General features: G+C 68.8%; 24 protein-coding genes. 10 read left to right on the top strand and 14 right to left on the bottom strand.

From position 1 onward, the window contains the following. The first annotated feature begins 215 nt into the window (after positions 1-215). The 5 genes from AC6CID_RS14260 (at position 216) to AC6CID_RS14240 (ending at position 5,531) form a co-directional block, all read left to right on the top strand. On the top strand, positions 216-530 hold the full coding sequence (locus AC6CID_RS14260; protein WP_228044996.1) for a non-ribosomal peptide synthetase: 315 nt from the start codon (positions 216-218) through the stop codon (positions 528-530). 93 nt (positions 531-623) lie between these two features. Continuing rightward, on the top strand, positions 624-2,162 hold the full coding sequence (locus AC6CID_RS14255) for a carboxylesterase/lipase family protein (protein ID WP_498354103.1): 1,539 nt from the start codon (positions 624-626) through the stop codon (positions 2,160-2,162). Between the two features lie 102 nt (positions 2,163-2,264). Beyond that, positions 2,265-2,921 carry a TetR/AcrR family transcriptional regulator gene (locus AC6CID_RS14250; protein WP_006552906.1) on the top strand — a complete coding sequence of 219 codons (657 nt, stop codon included), beginning with the start codon at positions 2,265-2,267 and terminating at the stop codon, positions 2,919-2,921. A 10-nt stretch (positions 2,922-2,931) separates the two neighbouring features. Further along, on the top strand, positions 2,932-3,879 hold the full coding sequence (locus tag AC6CID_RS14245; RefSeq protein ID WP_217579952.1) for an ABC transporter ATP-binding protein: 948 nt from the start codon (positions 2,932-2,934) through the stop codon (positions 3,877-3,879). Further along, on the top strand, positions 3,876-5,531 hold the full coding sequence (locus tag AC6CID_RS14240) for an ABC transporter permease (RefSeq protein ID WP_231411917.1): 1,656 nt from the start codon (positions 3,876-3,878) through the stop codon (positions 5,529-5,531). The genes AC6CID_RS14245 and AC6CID_RS14240 overlap by 4 nt, the downstream gene beginning before the upstream one ends. A gap of 4 nt (positions 5,532-5,535) precedes the next feature. Here the strand turns inward: AC6CID_RS14240 and AC6CID_RS14235 are convergent, their stop codons facing one another. Genes AC6CID_RS14235 through AC6CID_RS14210 form a run of 6 tightly spaced genes read right to left on the bottom strand, consistent with a single transcriptional unit; the run spans position 5,536 to position 8,769 of the window. After that, positions 5,536-5,826, bottom strand: a complete 291-nt coding sequence (locus tag AC6CID_RS14235; protein ID WP_006552909.1) for a GNAT family N-acetyltransferase — start codon at positions 5,824-5,826, stop codon at positions 5,536-5,538. Beyond that, positions 5,823-6,473, bottom strand: a complete 651-nt coding sequence (locus tag AC6CID_RS14230) for a Type 1 glutamine amidotransferase-like domain-containing protein (protein ID WP_498354102.1) — start codon at positions 6,471-6,473, stop codon at positions 5,823-5,825. Before AC6CID_RS14230 ends, AC6CID_RS14235 begins: the two co-directional genes overlap by 4 nt. A gap of 4 nt (positions 6,474-6,477) precedes the next feature. Next, positions 6,478-7,332: a maleylpyruvate isomerase family mycothiol-dependent enzyme gene (locus tag AC6CID_RS14225; RefSeq protein WP_006552911.1), complete on the bottom strand. Its 855-nt coding sequence runs from the start codon at positions 7,330-7,332 to the stop codon at positions 6,478-6,480. Continuing rightward, complete coding sequence (locus AC6CID_RS14220) at positions 7,329-7,769, bottom strand: HIT family protein (protein ID WP_217579948.1); 441 nt, start codon at positions 7,767-7,769, stop codon at positions 7,329-7,331. The genes AC6CID_RS14225 and AC6CID_RS14220 overlap by 4 nt, the downstream gene beginning before the upstream one ends. Before the next feature lie 9 nt (positions 7,770-7,778). Continuing rightward, positions 7,779-8,543: an SIR2 family NAD-dependent protein deacylase gene (locus tag AC6CID_RS14215; protein ID WP_064256615.1), complete on the bottom strand. Its 765-nt coding sequence runs from the start codon at positions 8,541-8,543 to the stop codon at positions 7,779-7,781. Between the two features lie 22 nt (positions 8,544-8,565). Continuing rightward, positions 8,566-8,769 (bottom strand): hypothetical protein, encoded by a 204-nt coding sequence (locus AC6CID_RS14210; protein WP_006552914.1) that lies wholly within the window; start codon positions 8,767-8,769, stop codon positions 8,566-8,568. Positions 8,770-9,205: 436 nt separating this feature from the next. Here AC6CID_RS14210 and AC6CID_RS14205 point away from each other — a divergent pair, with 436 nt between their 5' ends. Genes AC6CID_RS14205 through AC6CID_RS14195 form a run of 3 tightly spaced genes read left to right on the top strand, consistent with a single transcriptional unit; the run spans position 9,206 to position 12,087 of the window. Beyond that, positions 9,206-10,333, top strand: coding sequence for a Re/Si-specific NAD(P)(+) transhydrogenase subunit alpha (locus AC6CID_RS14205; RefSeq protein ID WP_006552915.1), 1,128 nt, complete (start codon positions 9,206-9,208; stop codon positions 10,331-10,333). Next, positions 10,334-10,663, top strand: coding sequence for an NAD(P) transhydrogenase subunit alpha part 2 (locus AC6CID_RS14200; protein WP_006552916.1), 330 nt, complete (start codon positions 10,334-10,336; stop codon positions 10,661-10,663). Further along, a complete protein-coding gene (locus tag AC6CID_RS14195) occupies positions 10,663-12,087 on the top strand; it encodes an NAD(P)(+) transhydrogenase (Re/Si-specific) subunit beta (protein ID WP_006552917.1) in 1,425 nt (474 codons plus the stop codon). The genes AC6CID_RS14200 and AC6CID_RS14195 overlap by 1 nt, the downstream gene beginning before the upstream one ends. A 43-nt stretch (positions 12,088-12,130) precedes the next feature. Here the strand turns inward: AC6CID_RS14195 and AC6CID_RS14190 are convergent, their stop codons facing one another. From AC6CID_RS14190 to pdhA, 4 genes are read right to left on the bottom strand one after another with little or no spacing between them, the layout of a single operon-like run. After that, positions 12,131-13,300: an MFS transporter gene (locus AC6CID_RS14190; RefSeq protein WP_081263462.1), complete on the bottom strand. Its 1,170-nt coding sequence runs from the start codon at positions 13,298-13,300 to the stop codon at positions 12,131-12,133. Positions 13,301-13,331: 31 nt separating this feature from the next. Next, positions 13,332-14,627, bottom strand: a complete 1,296-nt coding sequence (locus tag AC6CID_RS14185) for a dihydrolipoamide acetyltransferase family protein (protein ID WP_498354101.1) — start codon at positions 14,625-14,627, stop codon at positions 13,332-13,334. A gap of 9 nt (positions 14,628-14,636) precedes the next feature. Then, a complete protein-coding gene (locus tag AC6CID_RS14180; protein ID WP_006552547.1) occupies positions 14,637-15,620 on the bottom strand; it encodes an alpha-ketoacid dehydrogenase subunit beta in 984 nt (327 codons plus the stop codon). Next, complete coding sequence (gene pdhA / locus AC6CID_RS14175; RefSeq protein ID WP_220666825.1) at positions 15,617-16,714, bottom strand: pyruvate dehydrogenase (acetyl-transferring) E1 component subunit alpha; 1,098 nt, start codon at positions 16,712-16,714, stop codon at positions 15,617-15,619. Before pdhA ends, AC6CID_RS14180 begins: the two co-directional genes overlap by 4 nt. 166 nt (positions 16,715-16,880) lie before the next feature. Between pdhA and AC6CID_RS14170 the strand changes: the two genes are divergently transcribed. Then, on the top strand, positions 16,881-17,369 hold the full coding sequence (locus tag AC6CID_RS14170) for an Lrp/AsnC family transcriptional regulator (protein WP_019288945.1): 489 nt from the start codon (positions 16,881-16,883) through the stop codon (positions 17,367-17,369). A 4-nt stretch (positions 17,370-17,373) separates the two neighbouring features. On the opposite strand, the gene AC6CID_RS14165 is transcribed toward AC6CID_RS14170, so the two are convergent. Next, entirely contained in the window at positions 17,374-17,847 is a 474-nt protein-coding gene (locus tag AC6CID_RS14165; protein WP_024103679.1) for an acyl-CoA thioesterase, read from the bottom strand. A 184-nt stretch (positions 17,848-18,031) separates the two neighbouring features. On the opposite strand from AC6CID_RS14165, the gene AC6CID_RS14160 reads away from it, so the two are divergent. Continuing rightward, a complete protein-coding gene (locus AC6CID_RS14160; RefSeq protein ID WP_006552551.1) occupies positions 18,032-18,871 on the top strand; it encodes a sulfurtransferase in 840 nt (279 codons plus the stop codon). A gap of 527 nt (positions 18,872-19,398) precedes the next feature. Here the strand turns inward: AC6CID_RS14160 and AC6CID_RS14155 are convergent. The 3 genes from AC6CID_RS14155 to AC6CID_RS14145 all read right to left on the bottom strand — a co-directional run bounded on the left by AC6CID_RS14155 (position 19,399) and on the right by AC6CID_RS14145 (position 22,200). Then, entirely contained in the window at positions 19,399-20,217 is an 819-nt protein-coding gene (locus AC6CID_RS14155; RefSeq protein ID WP_217579944.1) for a shikimate 5-dehydrogenase, read from the bottom strand. Between the two features lie 317 nt (positions 20,218-20,534). After that, the gene (locus tag AC6CID_RS14150) at positions 20,535-21,206 is read right to left on the bottom strand and encodes an HNH endonuclease family protein (protein WP_006552554.1); all 672 of its coding nucleotides are present in this window, start codon (positions 21,204-21,206) and stop codon (positions 20,535-20,537) included. Between the two features lie 70 nt (positions 21,207-21,276). Continuing rightward, on the bottom strand, positions 21,277-22,200 hold the full coding sequence (locus tag AC6CID_RS14145) for an NADP-dependent oxidoreductase (RefSeq protein WP_217579943.1): 924 nt from the start codon (positions 22,198-22,200) through the stop codon (positions 21,277-21,279). Between the last annotated feature and the right edge of the window lie 8 nt (positions 22,201-22,208).

Genomic DNA, 22,208 nt, shown 5'->3' with positions numbered 1-22,208 from the left:
GTCCTGGTCTCAGAGTGACGATTCCGGGCGGAGGCGGGTTCTCGGCGATGTACCTTCTGTCAGGTACCGGCAGTGCAAAAAGTTTTCCGGACCTTCTACACATCCCGTACTTTTCGGGCCACACTGACTGTATGTTTCGACTGCGGCGCGCGGCCCGGCGTCGCTCCTGGGGGACGAACGAAGGCGAGATGTTGCGTAAATTCGACGTTGCAAGCATGAGTGCCGACGAGATCACCGCGGCGGACCTGCCCCGGATGGTGGCGGACGCCGCGGCATGCGAGCCCGACCGGATCGCCGTGGCGCACGGCATGGACACCACCACCTACGCCCGCTTGCACGATGAGGTCGTCAAGCTCGATGCGGCCATGGGGATCCTGCTGGGACAGGCCTCGCTCGTGCCCATCGCGCTCGCCACCGTCTTCCCGGCGCTGGCCGACTCGGCGCGCGGCGACCTGCGCAACGTGCTCGACGCACTCGTGATCGACCTCGTCGACTGCGTGGCCCCCGCGCCTCTTTCCGCGGCCGGCTGACGAACCGCCCGGTATCCACCATCATTGAATCGGTAGGTCGACGAACGAAGTGATCGGTGCTGCACGGCGGTACCGGTTCGGGTGGGAGGTCACATGGACGACGACACGCTCACCGTCGCCTGCAAGTACGGCGAGGTCCGGGGGTATCGCGACGGCGAGGTCTACGTCTGGAAGGGCATCCCGTACGCGGCCCCGACCGGTTCCCGGCGGTTTCGGGCGCCGCTACCGCCCGAACCGTGGGACGGCGTCCTCGACGGCGCACGGTTCGGACCGATAGCTCCGCAGAGCCGACAGAGCCCGATCGGGATCGACCCCGAGATGACGTTGAGCGAGGACTGTCTCTCGCTCAACATCTGGGCGCCGTCGCTCGACGGACGCCGACGCCCCGTCATGGTCTGGATCCACGGTGGCGCCTACGTGCTCGGTTACTCCGGTCAGAAGATCTACGACGGCCGAAACCTGTGCGAGAGCGGCGATGTCGTGATCGTCACGATCAACTACCGGCTCGGCGCGCTCGGCTTCCTCGACCTGTCGTCCTTCTCCACGCCCGGGACCACCTTCGAATCCAACGTCGGCCTCCGGGACCAGATCGCCGCCCTCGAATGGGTGCGCGACTGCATCGCCGACTTCGGTGGCGATCCGGACTGCGTGACGCTCTTCGGCGAATCGTCGGGTGCGGGGTCGATCACCACGCTCATGACGGTCCCGAAGGCCAAGGGCCTCTTCCATCGTGCGATCGCCCAGTCGCCGCCCGCCACCTCGGTGTACGGCAGCGACCGTGCCGCGACCGTTGCACAGCGCTTCCTCGAGATCCTCGACCTGTCGCCGTCCCGGGCCGCCGAACTACTCACGATGTCGACCGACACGCTGGTCGAGGCGTCGGAGGTGCTCGTCGCCGAGACTCCGACGAAGGTGCCGGGGACGCTCGCCATGACACCGGTCGTCGACCGCGGCCTGGTGCCGAAATATCCGGTCGCGGCCTTCCAGAAGGGGCTGTCGCACCGGATCCCGCTGATCATCGGCTCGAACAAGGACGAGCCGTCCATCTTCCGCTTCATGAAGTCCCCGCTGATGCCCGTCGACGACACGGCGGTGCAGGCCATGTTGGCGGCGTTGGCCGACGACCGGACGGATCTGCCTGCCGAGCGACTCGCCGAGATCGTCGCGGCGTATCCCGACCTGCCCAAACCCATCGGGGCGATGGCGCTCTCGCGCGACGCCGGTTTCCGCATGCCGGTGCTGTGGGTCGCCGAAGCGCACAGCGCGCATTCGCCGACCTGGGTGTACCGCTTCGACCACGCCACCCCGATGCTCAAGGCCGCCCGGATCGGAGCCGGGCACGCGACCGAATTGCCATATGTCTTCGGAAATTTCGGCACTCTCGGCCGGGATCCGTCCTTCTGGCTCGGCGGCCGCAAGGCCGCCGGTGAGGTCTCCGGTCGTGTGCAGCGGCGCTGGTTCGCGTTCGCGCACCACGGTGTGCCGGCGGCACTGGACGGTTCGAAGCACTGGCCGCAGTACGAGGCGGAGGAACGCTCGACCCTGCTCATCGACTCCACGGACAGGGTCGAGTCGGATCCGGACGGCGAGATGCGCCGGGTCTGGGGTACCGAGGTCATGGCCTTCACCTGAGCGCGCCCGCGCACCGGTGCGGCACGTGCTCCGATGGCACATGCCGTGAGATGACACATACGGTGCGTTGATCGGGTTGAACACGTGTGCAATCCTTGAAACGTGCATTCAACCGCCGCCGGTGACGACCTCACCACCCGTGCACGGATCCGCGACGCTGCCATCCGGTGCATCGCCGCGTACGGGGTCGGCGTGCCGCTGCGGACCATCGCCGCCGAGTGCGGCGTCAGCGCCTCGCTGATCGTGCACCATTTCGGATCCCGCGCCGGATTGAAGGAACACTGCGACCGGTACGTGCTCGACGGGATCCGGCAGGCGAAGAGTGCCGTCCTCGACCCGAAGGTCGGACCGGCCGCGCTGAACGACCAGATGGAACACATCGAGAACTACGCGACCACGGTCGCCTACCTCTTCCGCACCCTCCGGACCGGCGGCGCCCCCGCCGCCGACTTCCTCGACCGGCTCGTCGCCGACACCGAGGCCTATCTCGAGGAGGCTGTGGCCGCCGGAACCGTGCGGCCCAGCCGGTTCCCCTCCGAACGAGCACGTGCCCTCATCTCGTTCAGCGTCGGCGCCGTGCTCATGGACCTTCCCGGTCCCGACGAATACCTCGACCTCGAAACCTTTCCTGCCAGGCTGCGCGCCTACACCGAACGCCTCGCGCTGCCGATGCTCGAGCTCTACACCGAGCCGTTGCTGACGGACTCGACCCTTCTCGACGCCTGTCTGGCAGCGCGTGAGGCACCCCCCGACTCCTGACGGAGGAAAGATGGACACCCCTCTTATCGAAATCCGCGACATCGTCAAGACATTCGGAACCACCAGAGCTCTCGACGGGTTCTCGATGACCGTCGAACGCGGCACCGTCGCGGGATTCCTCGGACCGAACGGCGCCGGCAAGTCCACGGCGATCCGCGTGCTGCTCGGAATGCTGCGTGCCGATTCCGGCACCGCCCGTGTCCTCGGATTCGACCCGTGGACCGACGCCGTCGCGATCCACCGCCGACTCGCGTACGTGCCCGGCGACACGAATCTGTGGCCCACCCTCACCGGGGGCGAGATCATCGACGTCCTCACCCGCATCCGCGGGGGAGAGGCGCGCACGCGTCGTCGCGCCGAACTCCTCGAACGGTTCGAACTCGACCCGACGAAGAAGGCCCGCACCTACTCGAAGGGCAACCGGCAGAAGGTCGCACTCGTCGCCGCCCTCGCATCGGACGCCGAGCTCTACCTGCTCGACGAACCCACTTCGGGTCTCGACCCGCTCATGGAGGCGGTCTTCACCGACGAGGTGCGAAGGCTCCGCGACTGCGGCGCGACCGTGCTGCTGTCCAGCCACATCCTCGCCGAGGTCGAGAAGCTCTGCGACACGGTGACGATCATCCGGGCCGGACGCGACGTCGAGACCGGCACCCTCGCACAACTGCGGCACCTGACCCGCTCGTCCGTGCGGGCCACGACCACCGCCCCTGCCGAGCGACTGGCCGGGCTCTCCGGAGTCCACGACCTCTCCACCGACGACGGCAGGCTCGCGTTCGACGTCGACAACACCGCCCTCGCACCGGTCCTGCAGGAACTCGCCGGACTCGGCGTCGAGAACCTCACCATCACACCCCCGTCACTCGAAGAGCTGTTCATGCGGCACTACGGCGACACCTTCGACACCGGTGACGGGAACGGTGCCGGTGCCGGTGCCGTGGAGGAGGTGTCCTCATGATGACCACGACGACACCGACAGCAGTGCCGACCCCGAGCGGTACCTCCGCGACGTCCGCGGCACCGTTCACCGGGCTCGGCACACTGCTGCGGTTCTACCTGCGGTTGGACCGCGTGCGGATCACCGTCTGGACCCTCGCGCTCGCCCTCACGGTGTGGTCGACCGTCCTCAGCCTGGCCGCGGTCTATCCCGACGAGGCCTCCCGGCAGGCCCGCGCGGCCCTGCTGGAGAATCCGGCAGCCGTGCTCATGACGGGACCGGCCTACGGGATCGACAACTACACGCTCGGGGCGATGACTGCGAACGAGCTGAGTCTGACCGTCTTCGTCGCGACGGCGATCATGAGCATCCTGCTCGTCGTCAGGCATACCCGAGCGCAGGAGGAATCCGGCCGGCTCGAACTCCTGCGGGCTCTGCCCGTCGGGGCCTACGCCCCGCCGGCGGCCGCCCTGCTGTTGGTCTCGGTCGCGAATCTCGTGGTGGGTACCGGCATCACCGTCGCGCTCATCGCCGGCGGGCTCGATGTCGTCGGCTCGATCGCCTTCGGTGTGGCCTCCGCCGTCACCGGGGTGCTCTTCGGCGCAGTCGCCGCGGTGACCGCCCAGTTCGGTGAGCACTCCCGCTCGGCCACGGGCACCGCGCTCGCAGTGCTCGCCGCGGCCTTCTTCGTCCGCGGAGCCGGCGACATCATCGAGGCCACCGGGTCGTGGCTGTCGTGGCTCTCGCCGATCGCCTGGGCCCAGCAGACCCGGCTCTACGTCGACGAGCGGTGGTGGCCGCTGCTGTTGTCCGTCGCCACGACGGTCGTGCTGCTCACCGTCGCCGTTGCGCTGTCGCGGCGCCGCGACCTCGGAGCCGGTCTACGGGCGCCGAAACCAGGCCCCGCCGAGGCCGATTCCGCGTTGCTCGGTCCGGTGGGGTTGATCCGGCGCCTGCTGCGCGGAGCGTTCGTGGGATGGCTGACGGGACTGGTGCTGTTCGGTGTCGCGATGGGCGCCCTCGCCAGTTCCGTGGAGGATCTCATCGACGAGATGCCTCAGGTGCTGGACATGGTCGGCGTGGATCCCGACGCCCTCACCGCCTCCTTCGCCGGGATGATGCTGATGTTCCTCGCTCTCGGCGCCACCGCCTTCGGTGTGTCCGCGGTGGTGCGAATGCGCAGCGAGGAGGACGGCGGACGGTCCGGTCTCGTGATCATCACCGGAACCGGGCGCAGCGCATGGCTGTCCGCGGCACTCGGTGTGATCGTCGTCCAGATGGTCGTGGCGCTGCTCGTCTCCGGCGCCGCGACCGGACTGGGGGTCGCATTCGCGGTGGGCGACTGGGCGTGGGTGCTGCGGATGATCGCGGCGTCCCTGGCCTACGCGCCGGCGGCGATCCTCGTCGTCGCCGTGGCGTTCGCGCTGCTGGGCTGCGTGCCGCGCGCGACCGGGCTGGTGTGGGTGCTGGTGGTGTGGACGGTGTTCGTCGCGTGGCTCGGCGAGATGCTCGACCTACCCGACGAACTCGTCGCACTGTCGCCGTTCTCGCACATCCCGCTGGTGCCCGCAGAGAATGCGACGGCGATGCCGCTGATCATCCAGGCGGTCGCGGCGGTGCTGCTCGTCGCAGCGGCGATCGTGGGTTTCCGCCGCCGCGACGTGCAGGTGTGACGGATCAGTTGCGGTATTCGGGATGTTCGGAGACGAACTTCTCGACGTACGAGCAGGACGTACCGATCTTCAGTCCCTGCTTCTTGGTCTCGTCGAGGGCGTGCTTCACCACGATCCCGGCGAGACCCTTACCGCGGAACTGCGGGTCGGTGACGGTGTGGTCGAAGTCCCGCAGGTCGCCGTGCTGCGTGTAGTCGGCGTAGGCCGCGAGGTCGTCGCCGAGATAGAGCGCGAAGCGGGCCTTGTCGGCGTCGTGCTCGATCCGGGGTTCGGTGCCGTCGATGTTCTGCGTCATGATGTCACCGTACTCGGGGCGTGCTCTGGAGGAGTGTCGACGACGATCGCGTCGTCGTCGGTCAACGCCACGTGCTCGACGCCGTGCTCGCGCAGGTACAGCAGGGTCCGCTGTATCCCGTCGTCGGCCAGCAGCGAGTCGCCGGCGTGCGGCACGATCGCGTGCTCGACCCAGCCGAGTCCGTCCCACACCACCGGGATACCGCAGGTCGCGGCGACCTCGTCGGGGTCGTCGGAGAACTCGATGCCGCGCAGCGACGGTGTCGCGACACAGGCCCCGGCGCTGTATCCCCCGTACACGAGACGGTTGCTGCGCACCAGATCCGTGAGCACGGCGTCGCCTCCACTGCGGGCCAATTGCGCTCGCAGGACGAAGGTGTTGCCGCCGCGCACCCACACGGACGTGAAGCCCGACAGTCGCTGCCGCAGCGAGGCGGGATCGTCGAGGTGATCGCGCAGATCCACCTCCTCCGGAACGAAGCCGAGCGACCGCAGCGGGCCCATCTCGCTCGTGACCGCCGCCGCGCGGGCGGAGGCCGGCCACGCGTCGGCGGCGTTCGCGATCACCGCGATCCGGCCCGGCGCCACCAGACGGACGAAGGTGTCCGGGGCGGCGCCGAACCGGTAGGAGGACAGGAACAGCCGCACGACGTCAGATCGTGAACGCGAGGTTGTCGACGATGCGGCGCCCGACCTCGGTGTCGCCGCCGAGGGTGATCTCGTCGATTCGGTCCTCGGCGCGCACGCGTCCTCCGGCGAGCCGAACGAACAGTCCCGAGTCCATCGCGATCGTCGTGGTGGCCGGTTCGGAGAGGGCCGGGACCTCGGTGGCCCGTCCGTGCACCTCGACGTGGACGGTGCGCGCGAGGGGACCGGAGAGCTCGATCGTGATGCGTGCTCCCTCGGGGGCCTTGCCGCGCTTGCCCACAATGAACGGAACCGCACCGAAGACCTCCGCCGATCCGAGTTCGGCACGCGGGCCGCCCTCGCTGCCCGTCCTGCCGAGAGCGTCGCAGATGTCGAGTTCGTGGAGCCAGCAGTCGAACACGCGGATCCGCATGAAGCGTCCGTAGGGCGCCGGCCCGACGGGAGTGTTCGACTGCTTCCCAAAGTCCGCCTGTGTCATCGCGCCGAGTTGCTCCGTGCGTAGGGCGACGATCTCCCGGTAGCGCTCGAGCACGTCCGGGCCGGGAACGGGACGCAGCGACTCCACCCACAGCTCGTTGAAGGCCGCGATGTCGTTGCGGACGTGGTCGAACGAGCGCACGTCGCGTTCGATGCGCGGCGCTTCGATGCCCGCGAGCATCGACTCGGTGCCGATGAGATGCGCAGTGATGTCCTTGACCGTCCATCCCGGTAGGCAGGTGGCGGTGGTCCACTCGTCCTCGGTCGGTCCCGAGAGCAGATCGTCGAGCACGGCGAACTGCTCGAGCAGCAGCGGCCGGATCGTGTCGATCGGGAACTCGGCAGCGGAGGTATCGGGGGTGGTGTCGGGCTGCGATGTCACTGGTGCTCCTCGGCGGTGAGACGTTCGAGACCGGCGCGGATGAGTGCCGCGGTGGTCTCGGGGTAGTGGGGTCGACGGCGGACCAGACCGATACCCATCCGGACACGATCGCCGTTCCAGCGGGGCAGGACGTGCAGATGAGTGTGGAAGACGGTCTGGAAGGCTGCCCGTCCGTCGTTCAGGACGAGATTGGTTCCGTCGGTGGCGAGTTCGGAACGGGTCATCGCCCGGGCGATCCGCTGTCCGGCGCGGAAGACGGCCGCGCCCGACGCCGGATCGAGGTCCTCGAGGCGTGCGGCGTGCACGCGCGGGATCACGAGGGTGTGCCCGCGCGCGATCGGCCGGATGTCGAGGAAGGCCACGACCTCGTCGTCCTCGTACACCCGTGTCGCCGTACCGCTGCCGTCGGCTATGGCGCAGAACACACAGGAACTCACCGGGTCACCTTAACGCGGTGTGTCGGTCCCGATCCTCAGCGCGTCGACGAGGGCGGGAAGACCCACGGCGGCCGTGGTGCGCCAGGCGTGGTCGACCTGATCGCTCAGATCGGTCTCGCGCGGATCGATCTGTACCACCGGCACGCCGTGACTGCGCGCGAGCGACGGCAGGCCGGCCGCCGGGTAGACGACGCCCGAGGTGCCGACGACCAGCAGCAGGTCGGCCTCGCGCAGGGACTCGGTCGCGGTCTCCCACGGGTCCTGCGGCAGCATCTCGCCGAACCACACGACGCCCGGCCGGCCGTCGCCTCCGCATGCGGGGCACGACGGCGGATCGAGACGGGCGACGGGATCCTCCGGCGGATCGGGGAGGTCGACGGCACGCTCGCACCGGCTGCACCGCGGGGCGAACAGGCTCCCGTGCAGATGGGTGACCTCGTGGCTTCCGGCACGCTCGTGGAGGTCGTCGACGTTCTGCGTCACGATCTGCACGTGGGCCGCCCGTGCCCAGTCGGTGAGGGCCCGGTGTCCGGCATTGGGCTGTACACGCCGGACGAGCGCGACCCGCCACTGATACCAGGCCCAGACCGTCGCGGGATCGTCCGCCCACGCCGCTGGTGTGGCGAGGGCAGTGGCGTCGAAGTTCTCCCACAATCCGGTCTGCGCATCGCGGAAGGTGGGGACACCGCTCTCGGCGGACATCCCGGCGCCGGTGAGGACGGCGACGCGGCGGGCCGAGCGGGCGAGGTCGAGGACGGGTTCCGGCACGTTCATGGGGCCAGGTTAGGTGCTCGGGTCAGGAGGGATCCGGGATCGGGTGCTCCCTGCCGCATCGCGGGCACGGTTCCTCCTCGGAGGTGAGCATCGCCCCGCAGTCGGGGCAGAGGAGATGGAGCCAGCAGACCGGGTCGCCGCCGAGGTCGGCCGTGCCGGGGTCGTCGTCGACCGTGAAGTCGGCGGGCGTGTCGTTCGCGGGGTCCTTCCGAGGTTCGTGTGTCACGGACACCCCCTACGCGGGCTGCCGGACGAGCGCAAAGGCCGGGTCCGGTGACCGAGTATCTGAATCGATTCCGAAGTGTTCTGAATCGGTACACACCGCCGTTCGGTACACACGGAACGAATCTGTTTGCACTCCGCCTTCTTTCGCATCGGGGGCCGCTCCCGGGCCGTTTTCGGGACCGATTCCGATCGTCCTGCACGGTCTTGCTCACCGGAGGAAAATGGCATTTGTGAGGTGAGCTGCCTCACAAACTTGCGCCGTCTTGCTGTTCGGACTCGATTCAGATGATCTGACCAGGTTGCGAGGTCACGGGAGGGCACGGTAGGTCTGCTTAAGCCTTTCAGTGCATGACAGGCCGTCACATGGCCTTCGATAACGCATCTTTCGCCGCCGATCGCGGCACGACGCGCACTTTCATCGACGCAGGAGTCAAGAATTGAGTACCGAAGGATCGAACACGGGGAGCGGAGCGCACCGCCGTCCGACCGTCGGCGTGGTTCGTGAGACGAACGACGGGGAACGGCGGGTCGCGCTCGTGCCGAAGATCGTGCCCTCCTTGATCGGCAAGGGTCTCGACGTCGTCGTCGAGTCCGGTGCCGGCCAGGGCGCGCTGATTCCGGATGCGGCCTACAAGGAAGCCGGCGCGACCGTCGGCGACGCCTGGTCCGCCGACATCGTCGTCAAGGTCGCTCCGCCGAGCGACGCCGAGATCGCCCACCTGAAGTCCGGCCAGCGCCTGATCGGCTTCCTCGCCCCGCGCAACGCAGACAACCAGATCGGCGCCCTCACGCAGGCCGGAGTCGAGGCGTATGCCGTCGAGGCCATTCCGCGTATCTCCCGCGCGCAGGTCATGGATGCCCTGTCGTCGCAGGCGAACGTCGCCGGCTACAAGGCCGTGCTGGTCGCGGCGAGCGAATCCACCCGCTTCTTCCCGATGCTCACCACCGCCGCCGGCACCGTGAAGCCGGCGACCGTGCTGGTGCTCGGGGTGGGCGTCGCGGGTCTGCAGGCGCTGGCCACGGCGAAGCGTCTCGGTGGCCGCACCACCGGTTACGACGTGCGTCCCGAGGTCGCCGACCAGGTCCGGTCGGTCGGTGCCCAGTGGCTCGACCTCGGCATCGACGCCGCGGGTGAGGGCGGCTACGCACGCGAGCTCACCGAGGCCGAGCGGGCCCAGCAGCAGCAGGCGCTCGAAGACGCCATCAAGGGCTTCGACGTCGTCATCACCACAGCGCTCGTGCCGGGCCGCCCGGCGCCGCGCCTGGTGACCGCCGCCGCGGTCGAGGGGATGAAGCCGGGTTCGGTCATCGTCGACCTCGCCGGCGAGACCGGCGGCAACTGCGAACTCACCGAGCCGGGGCAGACCGTCGTCAAGCACGACGTCACCATCTGCTCGCCGCTCAACCTGCCCGCGACGATGCCGGAGCATGCCTCCGAGCTCTACTCGAAGAACGTGTACGCGCTGATCGAGCTGCTCCTCGACGAGTCGGGTGCCCTGGCCCCGGACTTCTCCGACGAGATCCTCGAGGCCGCCTGCGTGACGCGTTCGAAGGAGAACTCCTAGATGTACAACGAACTACTCGCGAACATCGCGATTCTGGTCCTGGCCGGATTCGTCGGTTTCGCCGTCATCTCCAAGGTGCCGAACACGCTGCACACGCCGCTGATGTCGGGCACCAACGCGATCCACGGCATCGTCGTGCTCGGCGCTCTCGTCGTGCTCGGTCATCTCCCCGGTGATGCCCACTGGGGCATCAAGATCATCCTGTTCGTCGCTCTGGTCTTCGGCACCCTGAACGTCGTCGGTGGCTTCGTCGTCACCGACCGCATGCTCGGGATGTTCAAGCAGCGCAAGGACTCCCCGGCTGCACAGAAGAAGGGGGCTGACGCCTGATGGGCTACCTCGTCTCGGTCCTGTACATCATCGCCTTCGCGATGTTCATCTACGGTCTGTCGGGTCTGACGGGCCCGAAGACCGCAGTCCGCGGCAACTACATCGCCGCCGTCGGTATGTTCATCGCAGTCGTCGCGGTGCTCATCGACATCCGTGACACGGAGAACTGGGGTCTGATCATCGGCGGTCTGGCCGTCGGCATCATCCTCGGCGTCCCGCCGGCACTGAAGACCAAGATGACGGCAATGCCGCAGCTGGTCGCGCTGTTCAACGGCGTCGGTGGTGGCACCGTCGCACTCATCGCGTGGGCCGAATATCTCGAGTCCACCAGCTTCACGACGTTGGACGACGACCCGACCGTGGTCATGATCGTCGGTTCACTGTTCGCCGCGATCATCGGCTCGATCTCGTTCTGGGGTTCGCTCGTCGCCTTCGCGAAGCTGCAGGAACTGCTGAACAAGACTCTCGAGCGCAAGCTCGTCGCGTCGGCGAAGCTGTTCCAGCTGGCCAACATCGTCCTCGTCCTCGCGTCGATCGCCATCGCCGTCTACATCGGCATCAGCGCCGACGGTGACCCGCTGGCCTCGTGGTGGATCCTGGCGCTGCTCATTGCCGCCGGTCTGATGGGTCTGTTCGTCGTGCTGCCGATCGGTGGCGCCGACATGCCGGTCGTCATCTCGCTGCTCAACGCCCTGACGGGTCTGTCGGCAGCAGCTGCCGGTCTCGCGCTGAACAACCAGGCCATGATCGTCGCGGGCATGATCGTCGGTGCTTCGGGCACGATCCTGACCAACCTCATGGCCAAGGCCATGAACCGGTCGATCCCCGCGATCGTCTTCGGCGCCTTCGGTGGCGGCGAGGCGGCCGCCGGTGTGGCCTCGGCGTCGGGTGGCACGGTCAAGGCCACCTCGGCCTCGGACGCCGCCATCCAGATGGCGTACGCCAACCAGGTCATCGTCGTTCCCGGCTACGGTCTGGCCGTCGCCCAGGCGCAGCACGCCGTCAAGGAGATGGCAGCGCTGCTCGAGGACCGCGGTGTCGAGGTCAAGTACGCGATCCACCCGGTCGCCGGTCGTATGCCCGGCCACATGAACGTCCTGCTCGCCGAGGCCGACGTCGAATACGACGCGATGAAGGAGATGGACGACATCAACGGCGAGTTCGGCCGCACCGATGTCACCATCGTCATCGGCGCGAACGACGTCACCAACCCGGCTGCCCGCCTGGACTCGACGAGCCCGATCTACGGCATGCCGATCCTCAACGTCGACCAGTCGAAGTCGGTCATCGTGCTCAAGCGCTCGATGAGCTCCGGTTACGCCGGTATCGACAACCCGCTGTTCACCGCCGACAACACGTCGATGCTGTTCGGTGACGCGAAGAAGATGGTCTCGGAGGTCACCGAGGAACTGAAGGCCCTGTAGGCCTTCCGGACCTGTCGCTGCTCCGTCACGGCGCCCACGCGGATCACCGCGTGGGCGCCGTCGGCGTCAGTACGGGAGCCAGCAGTGCGGCGAGGAGCACGCATGCGAGCGGTACGACCATCGCCGTCGTGAGGGAGGTCGCCTCGGCGATCCACCCGATGCACGCAGGGCCGGCCAGGAAACCCAGATAACCCAGACCGACGACGCGGGACATGTTCGCGCCGGGGGATCCCGAATCGAGATTGCCCGCGGCGCTGAACAGCTGCGGGAGGGCACCGGACAACCCCAGGCCGAACAATGCCCATCCGGCGAGTGTGAGGACCAGCCACGGCGACAGTGCCACGGCGCCGATCCCGACCGCGGCGACCAGCGTTCCGTATCGGATGACGGCGGCGCTGCCGAACCGGGCGGTGACCCGGTCGGCGACGAAGCGCCCGATCGTCATGGTCGCCGAGAACGCACCGAACGCGAGCGCGGCCACCGACTCCGGGCTGCCGAGCCGTTCCTGCACCTGCAGCGCGCTCCAGTCGTTCGCGACCCCCTCGCACAGCATCAGCGCGAACGCCACACCTCCGAGCAGCACCACGCGGCGCGAGTAACCGGCCCGGGGCCCCGGTGACGACGATCGGATCGGCGGCTCCGTCCGGACGAGGCGCGGCCCCGCCCGGCCCACCACCGCGGCCGCGACGACCCCGGCGACCGCGAGCGTGAGCGCGGGGCGAACCCCGGCGGCCAGGGCGGCCGCGCCCACCAGCGACCCGGCGATCCCGCCCGCGGAGAACAACCCGTGGAAGGCCGACATGATCGGTCGCCGGTACCGCTGTTCGACCACGACCGCCTGGGAGTTCATCGACACGTCCAGCGCGCCGTTCGCGAAACCGAACACTGCGAGAGCGAGTCCGAGCTGCCACGGCGCCGCGGCCAGGCCCGGCCCGACCACCGTCAGGGACAACATCAGAGCGAAGACGATCGTCGTGCGGTGGCTACCGATCAGGTCGGCGAGCCGACCCGTCACGTGCATCCCGCCGAGCGCCCCGAGGGCGAGCAGCAACAGCAACGATCCGAGTGCCGCGTGATCGATGCCCACCCGTTCCCGGATCGCCGGGATGTGGACGACCCACAGGGCGAGCAGGAAGCCGTTGAGCCCGAAGATCGCGAACACCGCCGCCCGGGCGTGCGTGAGCCGGTCCGTCGTCCGTTGCGAATCCACCACGTGGAGGCACGCTACCGAGCGTTCGCGGCCCCTACGTATCGGCGAGCAGCATGGGCACGGGATCGCCGAGGAACGCACCGATCGTCGCGAGTGCCCGTCCCGCCTGCTCCCCGTCGACGAGCCGATGGTCGAACGACAGCGACAGCGTGACCACCTTCCGGATCGCGAGAGCACCGTCCACGACCCACGGGCGGTCGGAGATCGCGCCGACGGCGAGGATCGCCGACTCGCCGGGATTGAGGATCGGTGTTCCCCCGTCCACCCCGAACACCCCGACGTTCGTCACCGAGACCGTCGAACCCGTCAGCTCGGGCGGCGTGGAGCGGCCCGTCCGCGCGCGGTCGGCGACCTCGGCGATCGACCGGGCCAGGCGCGGCAACGACAGGCGCTGGGCCTCCCGCACCACGGGAACCTTCAGGCCGTCCGAGGTCGCAGTGGCGATCCCGAGATGCGCGTCGTGGTGGAGCACGATCTCGCCCGTGTCGTCGTCCCAATGCGCATTGAGCGACGGCTCGTCGGCGATCGCGTGCAACAGCGCGCGGGAGACGATGCTCAGCGCCGTCGGACGGACGCCTTCGAAGGCCGGCGACGCGCGCAGGGTCGACACCAGGTCGACGGTGGCGGTCGCGTCGCACGTGAGGAAGACGCTCGCGTGCGGGGCGGTGAAGGCGCTGCGGGAGACTGCCTCGGCGGTCCGCTTGCGCACCCCTCCGACGGGTATCCGTGTGGTCCGTTCGGGGGACGCCTCAGGGGCGGGTGAGTGTGGTCGTTCGGCGGTAGGTTCGTCGCCGTGTCCGGCGGTGCGCCGCACGTCGTCGCGCGTGATCACACCGCCGCGGCCGGTGCCCGTCACCGTGTCCAGATCGACCTCGAGGAGAGCCGCGAGTTTGCGTGCGCCGGGCTTCGCGTCGGGTCGTGCGGGAGGGGGATCACCGTCGCGGGCACGACCGGCGTCCGCCGAGATGCGGCGGGTCGCGCGTCTGCTCTGCGGGGCGTCGCCGGGTCCGTATCCGACGAGCACCGACGGTCGGGACGGGCCGTCGCTGTCACCGGCCGGTTCGGCGGGCCCGTCCTCGGTGGCGATCCGCAGCAGGGGTGCCCCGACCGGCACCGTCTGTCCCGGCTCGACCAGCAGTTCCTCGACCGTGCCGCCATAGGGCGACGGCAGTTCCACCGTGGCCTTGGCGGTTTCGACCTCCCCGATGACCTGGTTGAGTTCGACACGATCGCCGACCGCGACGACCCAGTGCACCCAGTCCGCTTCGGTGAGTCCCTCACCGAGATCGGGGAGACGGAATTCCTCTACTGCGCGTGTGGGATTCGTCATCGGTGCGCCTCACGCTGCGAGTGCGCGGTCGACCGCGTCGAGGATGCGATCCGGGTCGGGACGGTGGTGGGATTCGAGTTTGGCCGGGGGATAGGGGATGTCGAATCCGCCGACCCGCAGGACCGGTGCCTCGAGCTGGTAGAAGCACCGCTCGGTCGTGCGGGCGGCGATCTCCGCCCCGATGCCGCAGAAGACCGGCGCCTCCTGCACGACGACGAGCCGGCCGGTTCGCCGCACCGACGCCTCGATCGTGTCGAAGTCGATGGGGGACAGCGACCTCAGATCGACGACCTCGAGCGAATGTCCTTCCGCTTCGGCGATGTCGGCTGCGCGTAGCGCGGTAGCGACCAGCGCACCGAAGGTCACGATCGTCGCGTCCGAACCGGACCGGACGACCCGCGCGGACGTGAGCGGCAGGTCGGGTGCGGTCTCCGTGTCGATCTCACCGCGTTCCCAGTAGCGGTGCTTCGGTTCGAGGAAGATCACCGGGTCGTCGAGCGCGACGGCCTGCTGGATCATCGAGTACGCATCGGACGGGGTACTCGGGCTCACGACCCGCAGACCCGCGGTGTGGGTGAAGTACACCTCCGGTGATTCCGAATGATGTTCGACCGCACCGATGCCGCCGCCGTAGGGGATCCGGACGGTGAGCGGGGCCACCACGGCACCGGCCGTGCGGTAGTGGATCTTCGCGACCTGCGAGACGATCTGGTCGAAGGCCGGATAGACGAAGCCGTCGAACTGGATCTCGCACACGGGTCGGTAGCCGCGCAGCGCCATCCCGAACGCCGTTCCCACGATCCCGGATTCGGCGAGGGGAGTGTCGATCACACGACCTTCACCGAAATCCTTCTGCAGGGTGTCGGTGATGCGGAAGACGCCGCCGAGGGTGCCGACGTCTTCACCCATGATGACGACCTTGGGGTCGCGTTCGAGTGCGCGGCGGAGTCCGGCGTTGAGGGCACCGCCGAGGGTCATCGTCGTGGTGGTCATCGTCGCGCCTCCTCCGTGGGGCCGAAACTCGCCAGATATTCGGCGTAGTCCGCGCGTTCCTGTTCGACGAGCGGATGCTCGGTGGCGTAGACGTGGTCGAACAGGGCGGCGGGTTCGGGGTCGGGCATCCCGAGCGTGCCGCGCCGGAGTCGCATCGCGGCATCGTCGGCAGTGGTCCGGACCTCGTCGAAGAAGTCGTCGTCGGCGTGCCCTTCGCGTTCGAGCAGTCGTCGCAACCGATCGATGGGGTCGCGTGCCTGCCACTCCTCGAGATCGGCGGGTGTGCGGTAGCGGGTGGGGTCGTCGGAGGTCGTGTGCGGGCCCATGCGGTAGGTGAGTGCCTCGATGAAGAACGGACCGGCACCCTCGCGGGCATGCCGGACGGCACGCCGGGTCACCGCCAGGACTGCGAGGACGTCGTTGCCGTCGACCTGCACGGCCGGCATCCCGAATCCGGCGGCGCGCCGGGCGAGGGGGACCGGACTCTGCACGTGGGTGGGCACGCTGATCGCCCAGTGGTTGTTCTGGCAGATGAACACCACGCCGACACCCCAGCTGACCGAGAAGACCATGGCCTCCGAGAGGTCGCCCTGGCTCGTGGCGCCGTCGCCGAAGTACACGACGGTGGCGATCTCGGCTCCGTCGAGCTTCGCGCCCATCGCGTAACCGGTGGCGTGCAGGCCCTGGGCTCCGACGACGATGGCTGGGTTGGTGGTGGCGACCGTCTGCGGATCCCATCCGGACAGTCCGCACCCACGCCACAGGCGGGTCATGTCGGCGGGGTCGACGCCGCGGCACAACGCGACGGCGTGCTCGCGGTAGCTGGTGAAGACGTAGTCGTCGGGCGCGAGTGCCCGGGCGGAGCCGACCTGCGCGGCCTCCTGGCCCTGGAGCGGCGCCCAGAGGCCGAGCTCACCCTGCCGTTGGAGCGCCGTGGCTTCCGCGTCGACGCGTCGCGCGACGACCATGTCGCGGTAGAGCCCGCGCAGTTCGTCGGGGCCGACGTCGGCGACGAGTGGGCCGTACTCGGTGTCGAGGACGCGTCGCCCGTCGGGTTGGATCAACTGGACCGGATAGACGGTCGGTACAACCATCGGATCACCTCGTCGGTGCGGATCCAGCGTGCCCTCGTGAGGCCCGACCGGATGATGTGTGCCGTACATCACATCATCCGGGCAATTCGCGCGTGCGCAATCGATCCGCTCCCAACCGTGCAGAAAGCACGGTTTCGGGGTGCTCCTAGCTGGCAGACTGCGGAAAATGACCAGTCTGGATGCCACCGATGCGCGTCTGCTGCTCGAACTCACGCGCACACCACGGGCCACGGGAGTCGAGCTGGCGCAGCGTCTCGGGTTGTCCCGCAATACCGTCCAGGCGCGCCTTGCCCGATGGGAGGCCGAGGGCGTGCTCGCCTCGTTCGACCGGCGGGTGGATCCCGTCAGCCTGGGTTATCCGCTTGCCGCCTACGTGGCGACCCGGGTCGATCAGCACCGTCTCGACGAGGTCGTCGACGAACTCGCACAGATCCCCGAGGTCACCGAGGTCTACGGGCTGACCGGGCAGATCGACCTGTCGGTGAAGGTGGTCGCCCGTGACGCCGACGACCTCTATCGGCTCGCGGGCCGGATCCTGAAGATCCGCGGCGTCGAGCGCACGGACATGTCGCTGGTAATGCAGGACCTCGTCCCGCAGCGCACAGCTCCGCTGCTGAACCGGGCGGCCGGGCGCAGCGGAGACGAGGCGACGTAGGGCGTCAGCGGCCCGCGTTCGGGGTGGCCAACTGGGCGGCGGCCTTGCGGATCTGATCGGGGATCGGGACGGGGCGGCGCGTCTGCGGATCGACGTAGACGTGGACGAACCGGCCGGTCGCCGCCGGGATCAGGGTGTCGTCGGCCTCCCGGAAGATTGCGAGCGAATAGGTGATCGACTGTGTGCCCAGACGTTCGACCGCCAGTCCGACCTGCAGGCGGTCGGGGAAGGACAGCTCGGCGAGATAGCGGCAGGAGGTCTCGGCCACGACCCCGATCGCGTCGAGTTCGCGGATGTCGACACCGGTGGTGGAGATGAGCCACCCGTTGACCGCCGAGTCGAAGTACGAGTAGTACGTGACGTTGTTGACGTGGCCGTAATGGTCGTTGTCGGCCCAACGCGTCTGCATGGGCCACAACACCGGGAACTGCTCCGGCTCAGGCGGGGCGGCTGGGCTCGTCGGTTGGCGGTTGCTCACGTCTCGACGATAGTGCTCTCCGCACGTCAAATCAGACCAACCCCCACGCCAATCCCGAACCGAGACGCAAAACCCCCGAATCGGACGTGCACAGGGCGTGTCCGCCCGCCGGGGTCGTCCCGGCACGCACGGCGTGTCGCCCCAAAGCCGGAACGGCGTGTGCCGTTCGTGTCAGGATCGGGTCATGTCCGATACCCCCGTTCTTCTCTCCACCGTCGAACTCGCCGAGATGATCGAGCAGGGCCGGTCGCCGGTGATACTCGACGTCCGCTGGGCACTCGGCGACAGACACGGACGGGACCGATTCCATGAGGGGCACATCAGCGGAGCGGTCTACGTCGACCTGGACGAGGATCTCGCCGATCCGCCCGCACCCGAGCTCGGTCGTCATCCGCTGCCCGACATCGACCGTTTCCAGGCCATCGCACGCCGGTGGGGGATCGACGACGGTGCTCTCGTCGTCGCATACGACGACAGCGGCGATCTCGCCGCGGCCCGCGCGTGGTGGCTGTTGCGCTGGGCGGGGCACTCCGAGGTGCGATTGCTCGACGGCGGACTGCAGGCGTGGATCGCCGGCGGGCACCCTCTCGCCGCGGGACCGGGCGGCGAGAAGAAGCCCGGCAACGTGACGTTGAGCCCCGGCCACATGCCCACCATCGGTCCCGATGAGGCCGCGACCTACGCGACCCACGGAGTTCTGCTCGATGCGCGCGCCCACGCACGGTACCGCGGCGACGAGGAGCCGGTGGATCGCCGGGCGGGCCACATCCCCGGCGCAGTCAGCGCGCCGACCACCGAGAACCTCCGTCAGGACGGGTCGTTCCTGCCCGCGGATCAGATCGCGCACCGCTTCTCGACGCTGGGCGTGAAGCGCACCGACGTCGCCGTGTACTGCGGATCGGGAATCAACGCCGCACACGAGATCGCCGCGCTCGAGATCGCGGGCATCGACGCCGCGCTGTATCCGGGTTCGTGGTCGCAGTGGTCGGCGGATCCGAAGCGGGAGGTCGCCACCGGCAGTTGAGCGGCGATCCGCCGGCCGATGCGCAGTTCTCGTCGACAATTCGTAACATCGCCGACGAGAACTGCACTCCGGAGGCGGGACCACCGGTCGTGAATGGGACTCGCGGAGCATCCCGGAGAAACGGCCGGCAAATTAACGCAAATGAAACATTTCGCCCGAGGTCGTACGGCTGCCACGGTAGGTGCTGCAGTCCTGGCGACCCTGCGCGGAGCGATCGTCGCCCACCTCGTCGAGGCCGCACCGGTGATCGCCGGCGAGTGCGAGGCGACCTACGGCGTCGACCTCGGCCCGTTCTTCACCGGCTGGTTCGTCGGCGACCTGGGGGGCGACACCGAGACCACCACGTTCGTGTTCCAGTCGGCGCGAACGGCCGCGTGGGTCAACAACTTCGATCTGCAGAACCCCCGCCACGCACGACATCACCCGCGTCGAGATGACCGTCGCGGTCGATGCCGCCGCCGTGGTGCTCGACGGTCTCGAACAGGGCCATATCGTCTGACGGCCGAGTCCTCCTCGGTCCCGACCGTTCAGGAACGGGAGTACTCCGACGCGCGGCGCACCTGCTCGCGCGTCGGGGTCACTCCCGTGTAGAGCTCGAACTGCAGTGCCGCCTGCAGCGCGATGACCTCGTCGCCCGTGATCACAGGGATGTCGTGCTCGCGGGCGAATCGGACGAGTGGGGTGTCCGGCGGGACGGCCACGACGTCGAAGACCCTCGACGCTGCGGCCACGAAGTCGTGGGGCAGTGGCAGGTCGTCCGCTTCGGCGCCGCCCGCCATCCCGATCGGAGTGGCGTTGACGATCAGCCCGGGTGCGACGTCGCTCGTGTCGGCGCGCCATTCGTAGCCGTACTTGCGTGCGAGCGGTCGTCCGGTGTCCCCGTTGCGCGCGACGATCGTTCCGTCGGTGAATCCGTTGTGGCGCAGCGCCGCTGTCACCGCCTTCGCCATGCCGCCGCTGCCCACTACCGTGACGGGGAGGGCGGAGTCGACGCGGTGCTCGACGAGCAGATCGCTCACCGCCTGATAGTCGGTGTTGTAGGCGTGCAGGACGCCGTCGTCGTTGACGATCGTGTTCACGGACTCGATGGCCCGCGCCGAATCGTGCAGCACGTCGACGAGGGGCAGCACGGCTTCCTTGAACGGCATCGACACCCCGGCGCCGCGGATGCCCAGGCCGCGTATCCCCGCCACGGCGTCCTCGATGTTCGCGGGCGCGAACGCCTTGTAGACGAAGTCGAGGCCGAGTTCCTCGTAGAGATGGTTGTGGAACCGGGTGCCGATGTTGCTGGGACGGCCGGACATCGAGATGCACAGCCGGGTGTCCTTGGAGATGCGCTCGAGCATTTGCTCACCGTAGACCCTACATGTTCGGAAACAGAGATTTTCTCAGGAGAGCACGTTGTTCTCACAACAAAGAACAAGATACTGTCCGATGCAAGGGAGACGATCTGGGTGCAGGAGGACTGAGATTCGAACGGGAAGGCGCGATCGTCTGGTGCATCATCGACCGGCCCGCAGCGCGCAACGCGTTCACCCCGGCGATGTACTGCGGACCCGAACGTGCGGTGCGACTGGTCGATTCCGATCCCGCCCTCGCCGCCCTCGTCATCTCCGCCGTCAACGGCATCTGCCAGGCGGGGAGACTGCTGGTCGCGATGATGTCACGGGCACGACTCCGCCGCGCCCACCAAGGCACGGTGGTCGTCGACCGTGATCGGCAACGCGTAGCGCACCGCCACGGTCAGGTACCGGCCGGCGAACCAGCAGCGGTAACCGGGAGCCGGTGGCAGCCACTGGGCCGGCGTGCCGTCGCGCTTGTCGAGGTTGGCCTGCCCGTCGACAGCGACGAGGTTGTAGGTGATGTCGTTCGCGAACCGGAGTCGACGTTCGGCGGGCCATGCGGCGGCACCGAGATCCCAGGCCGCGGCGAGCGGATAGATGTGATCGATGTGCACGGCGTTCGCCTCGGCACGCCGGAACTCCACGCGCGCACCGGTGTACGGATCGTTCAGGACCCCGCTCGTCACGACACAGTCGTCGGTGCCGGCCCGGAAGGTGGGGGAGGTGAGGTCGCGCGCGAGGACGTTGTTGCGGGTGTCGCAACCGTCGTGTCCACCGGCCCCGGGATGGTCGTCGGACCAGGCCGGACCGAACACGCATCGCTCGCCCGCGCCGCAGCCCCGCTGATAGCCGGGAACCTTCCGGCGCTGATCGACCACCGTCACCTGCTCGAGCAGGAGATGCACCTCGGCTCGGGTGGGGCTGCCCGGCACCGTCCCGGACCCCGGCGCGGTGCGGTCCCACAACCAGGACACCGCCACCGCGACCACCACTGCCGCCACCCACCACGTCGCGTTCCCCCCACGCACGCGGCGATCCTGACATGCCCTGCCGACAGGATCTTCAGGGCACGGTGACGACGATCTTCCCGCCGGCGTGCCCGGACTCGACGAGTTCCAGCGCAGCCCCGGCCTCGGTGAGCGGAAAGGTCCGCTCGACGCGCGGCGTCAGAACACCACGCTCGACGAGCGCCACGACCTGCTCGAACACCTCCCGGGTCCGTCGCCGCGTGATTCCCGAACCGCCCAGCTCCTCCGCGCGTGCCGGATCGGCGACACTCACGACCCGTTCCGGTGCCCGCGTCAGCGCGACCGCCCGCTCGAGCACGTCGCCACCGACGAGGTCGACGACCGCGGTCACCGCCCCGCACCGTTCCGCGGTGGCCGCGACCCGCGCGTCGAACCCGTCACCGGACTCGATCCACAGACCGCCGCACGATTCGACGAGATCCCGTTTCCCCGCACTCGCCACACCGAGGACGGCGGCGCCGGCGTTGTGCGCGAGCTGCGTCGTCGCCGACCCGACACCACCACCGGCACCCAGGACGAGGACGGTGTCCGCATCGACGATCTCGAGATACTCGACGATGTCGAAGGCCGTTCCGGCCGCGACCGGAAGGGTCGCCGCCACCTCGAACGGCACCGACTCGGGCACGAGCGCAGCAGCCCGCGCGTCGACGAGGGTGTACTCGGCGTAGCCGCCGTAGCCCTCCGCGGCGGCCCCGAAGACGGCGTCGCCCGGCCGGAAGCCGGTGTCCGGACCGGCGGCCTCCACCACACCGGCGACCTCCCGGCCGAGGACCGCCGGGAAGTGCACCGTGACGCTGCCTGTGCGCCGTCCGGACCGCACCTTCCAGTCGGCGGGGTTCACGCCCGCGGCCCGGACTGCCACGAGGAGCTGCCCCGGACCGGGCGGTGGGACGGGGGTGTCGAACAGCTGCTGTGTCTCCGGACCGCCGTACTCCACGAAGCCGTATACGCGTGCCATGGGACCCA

The organism is Rhodococcus sp. GQ147 (genome assembly GCF_059759155.1).
The sequence above is the reverse complement of the archived record's forward strand: the minus strand, read 5'-3'. Positions and strand labels throughout refer to the sequence as shown.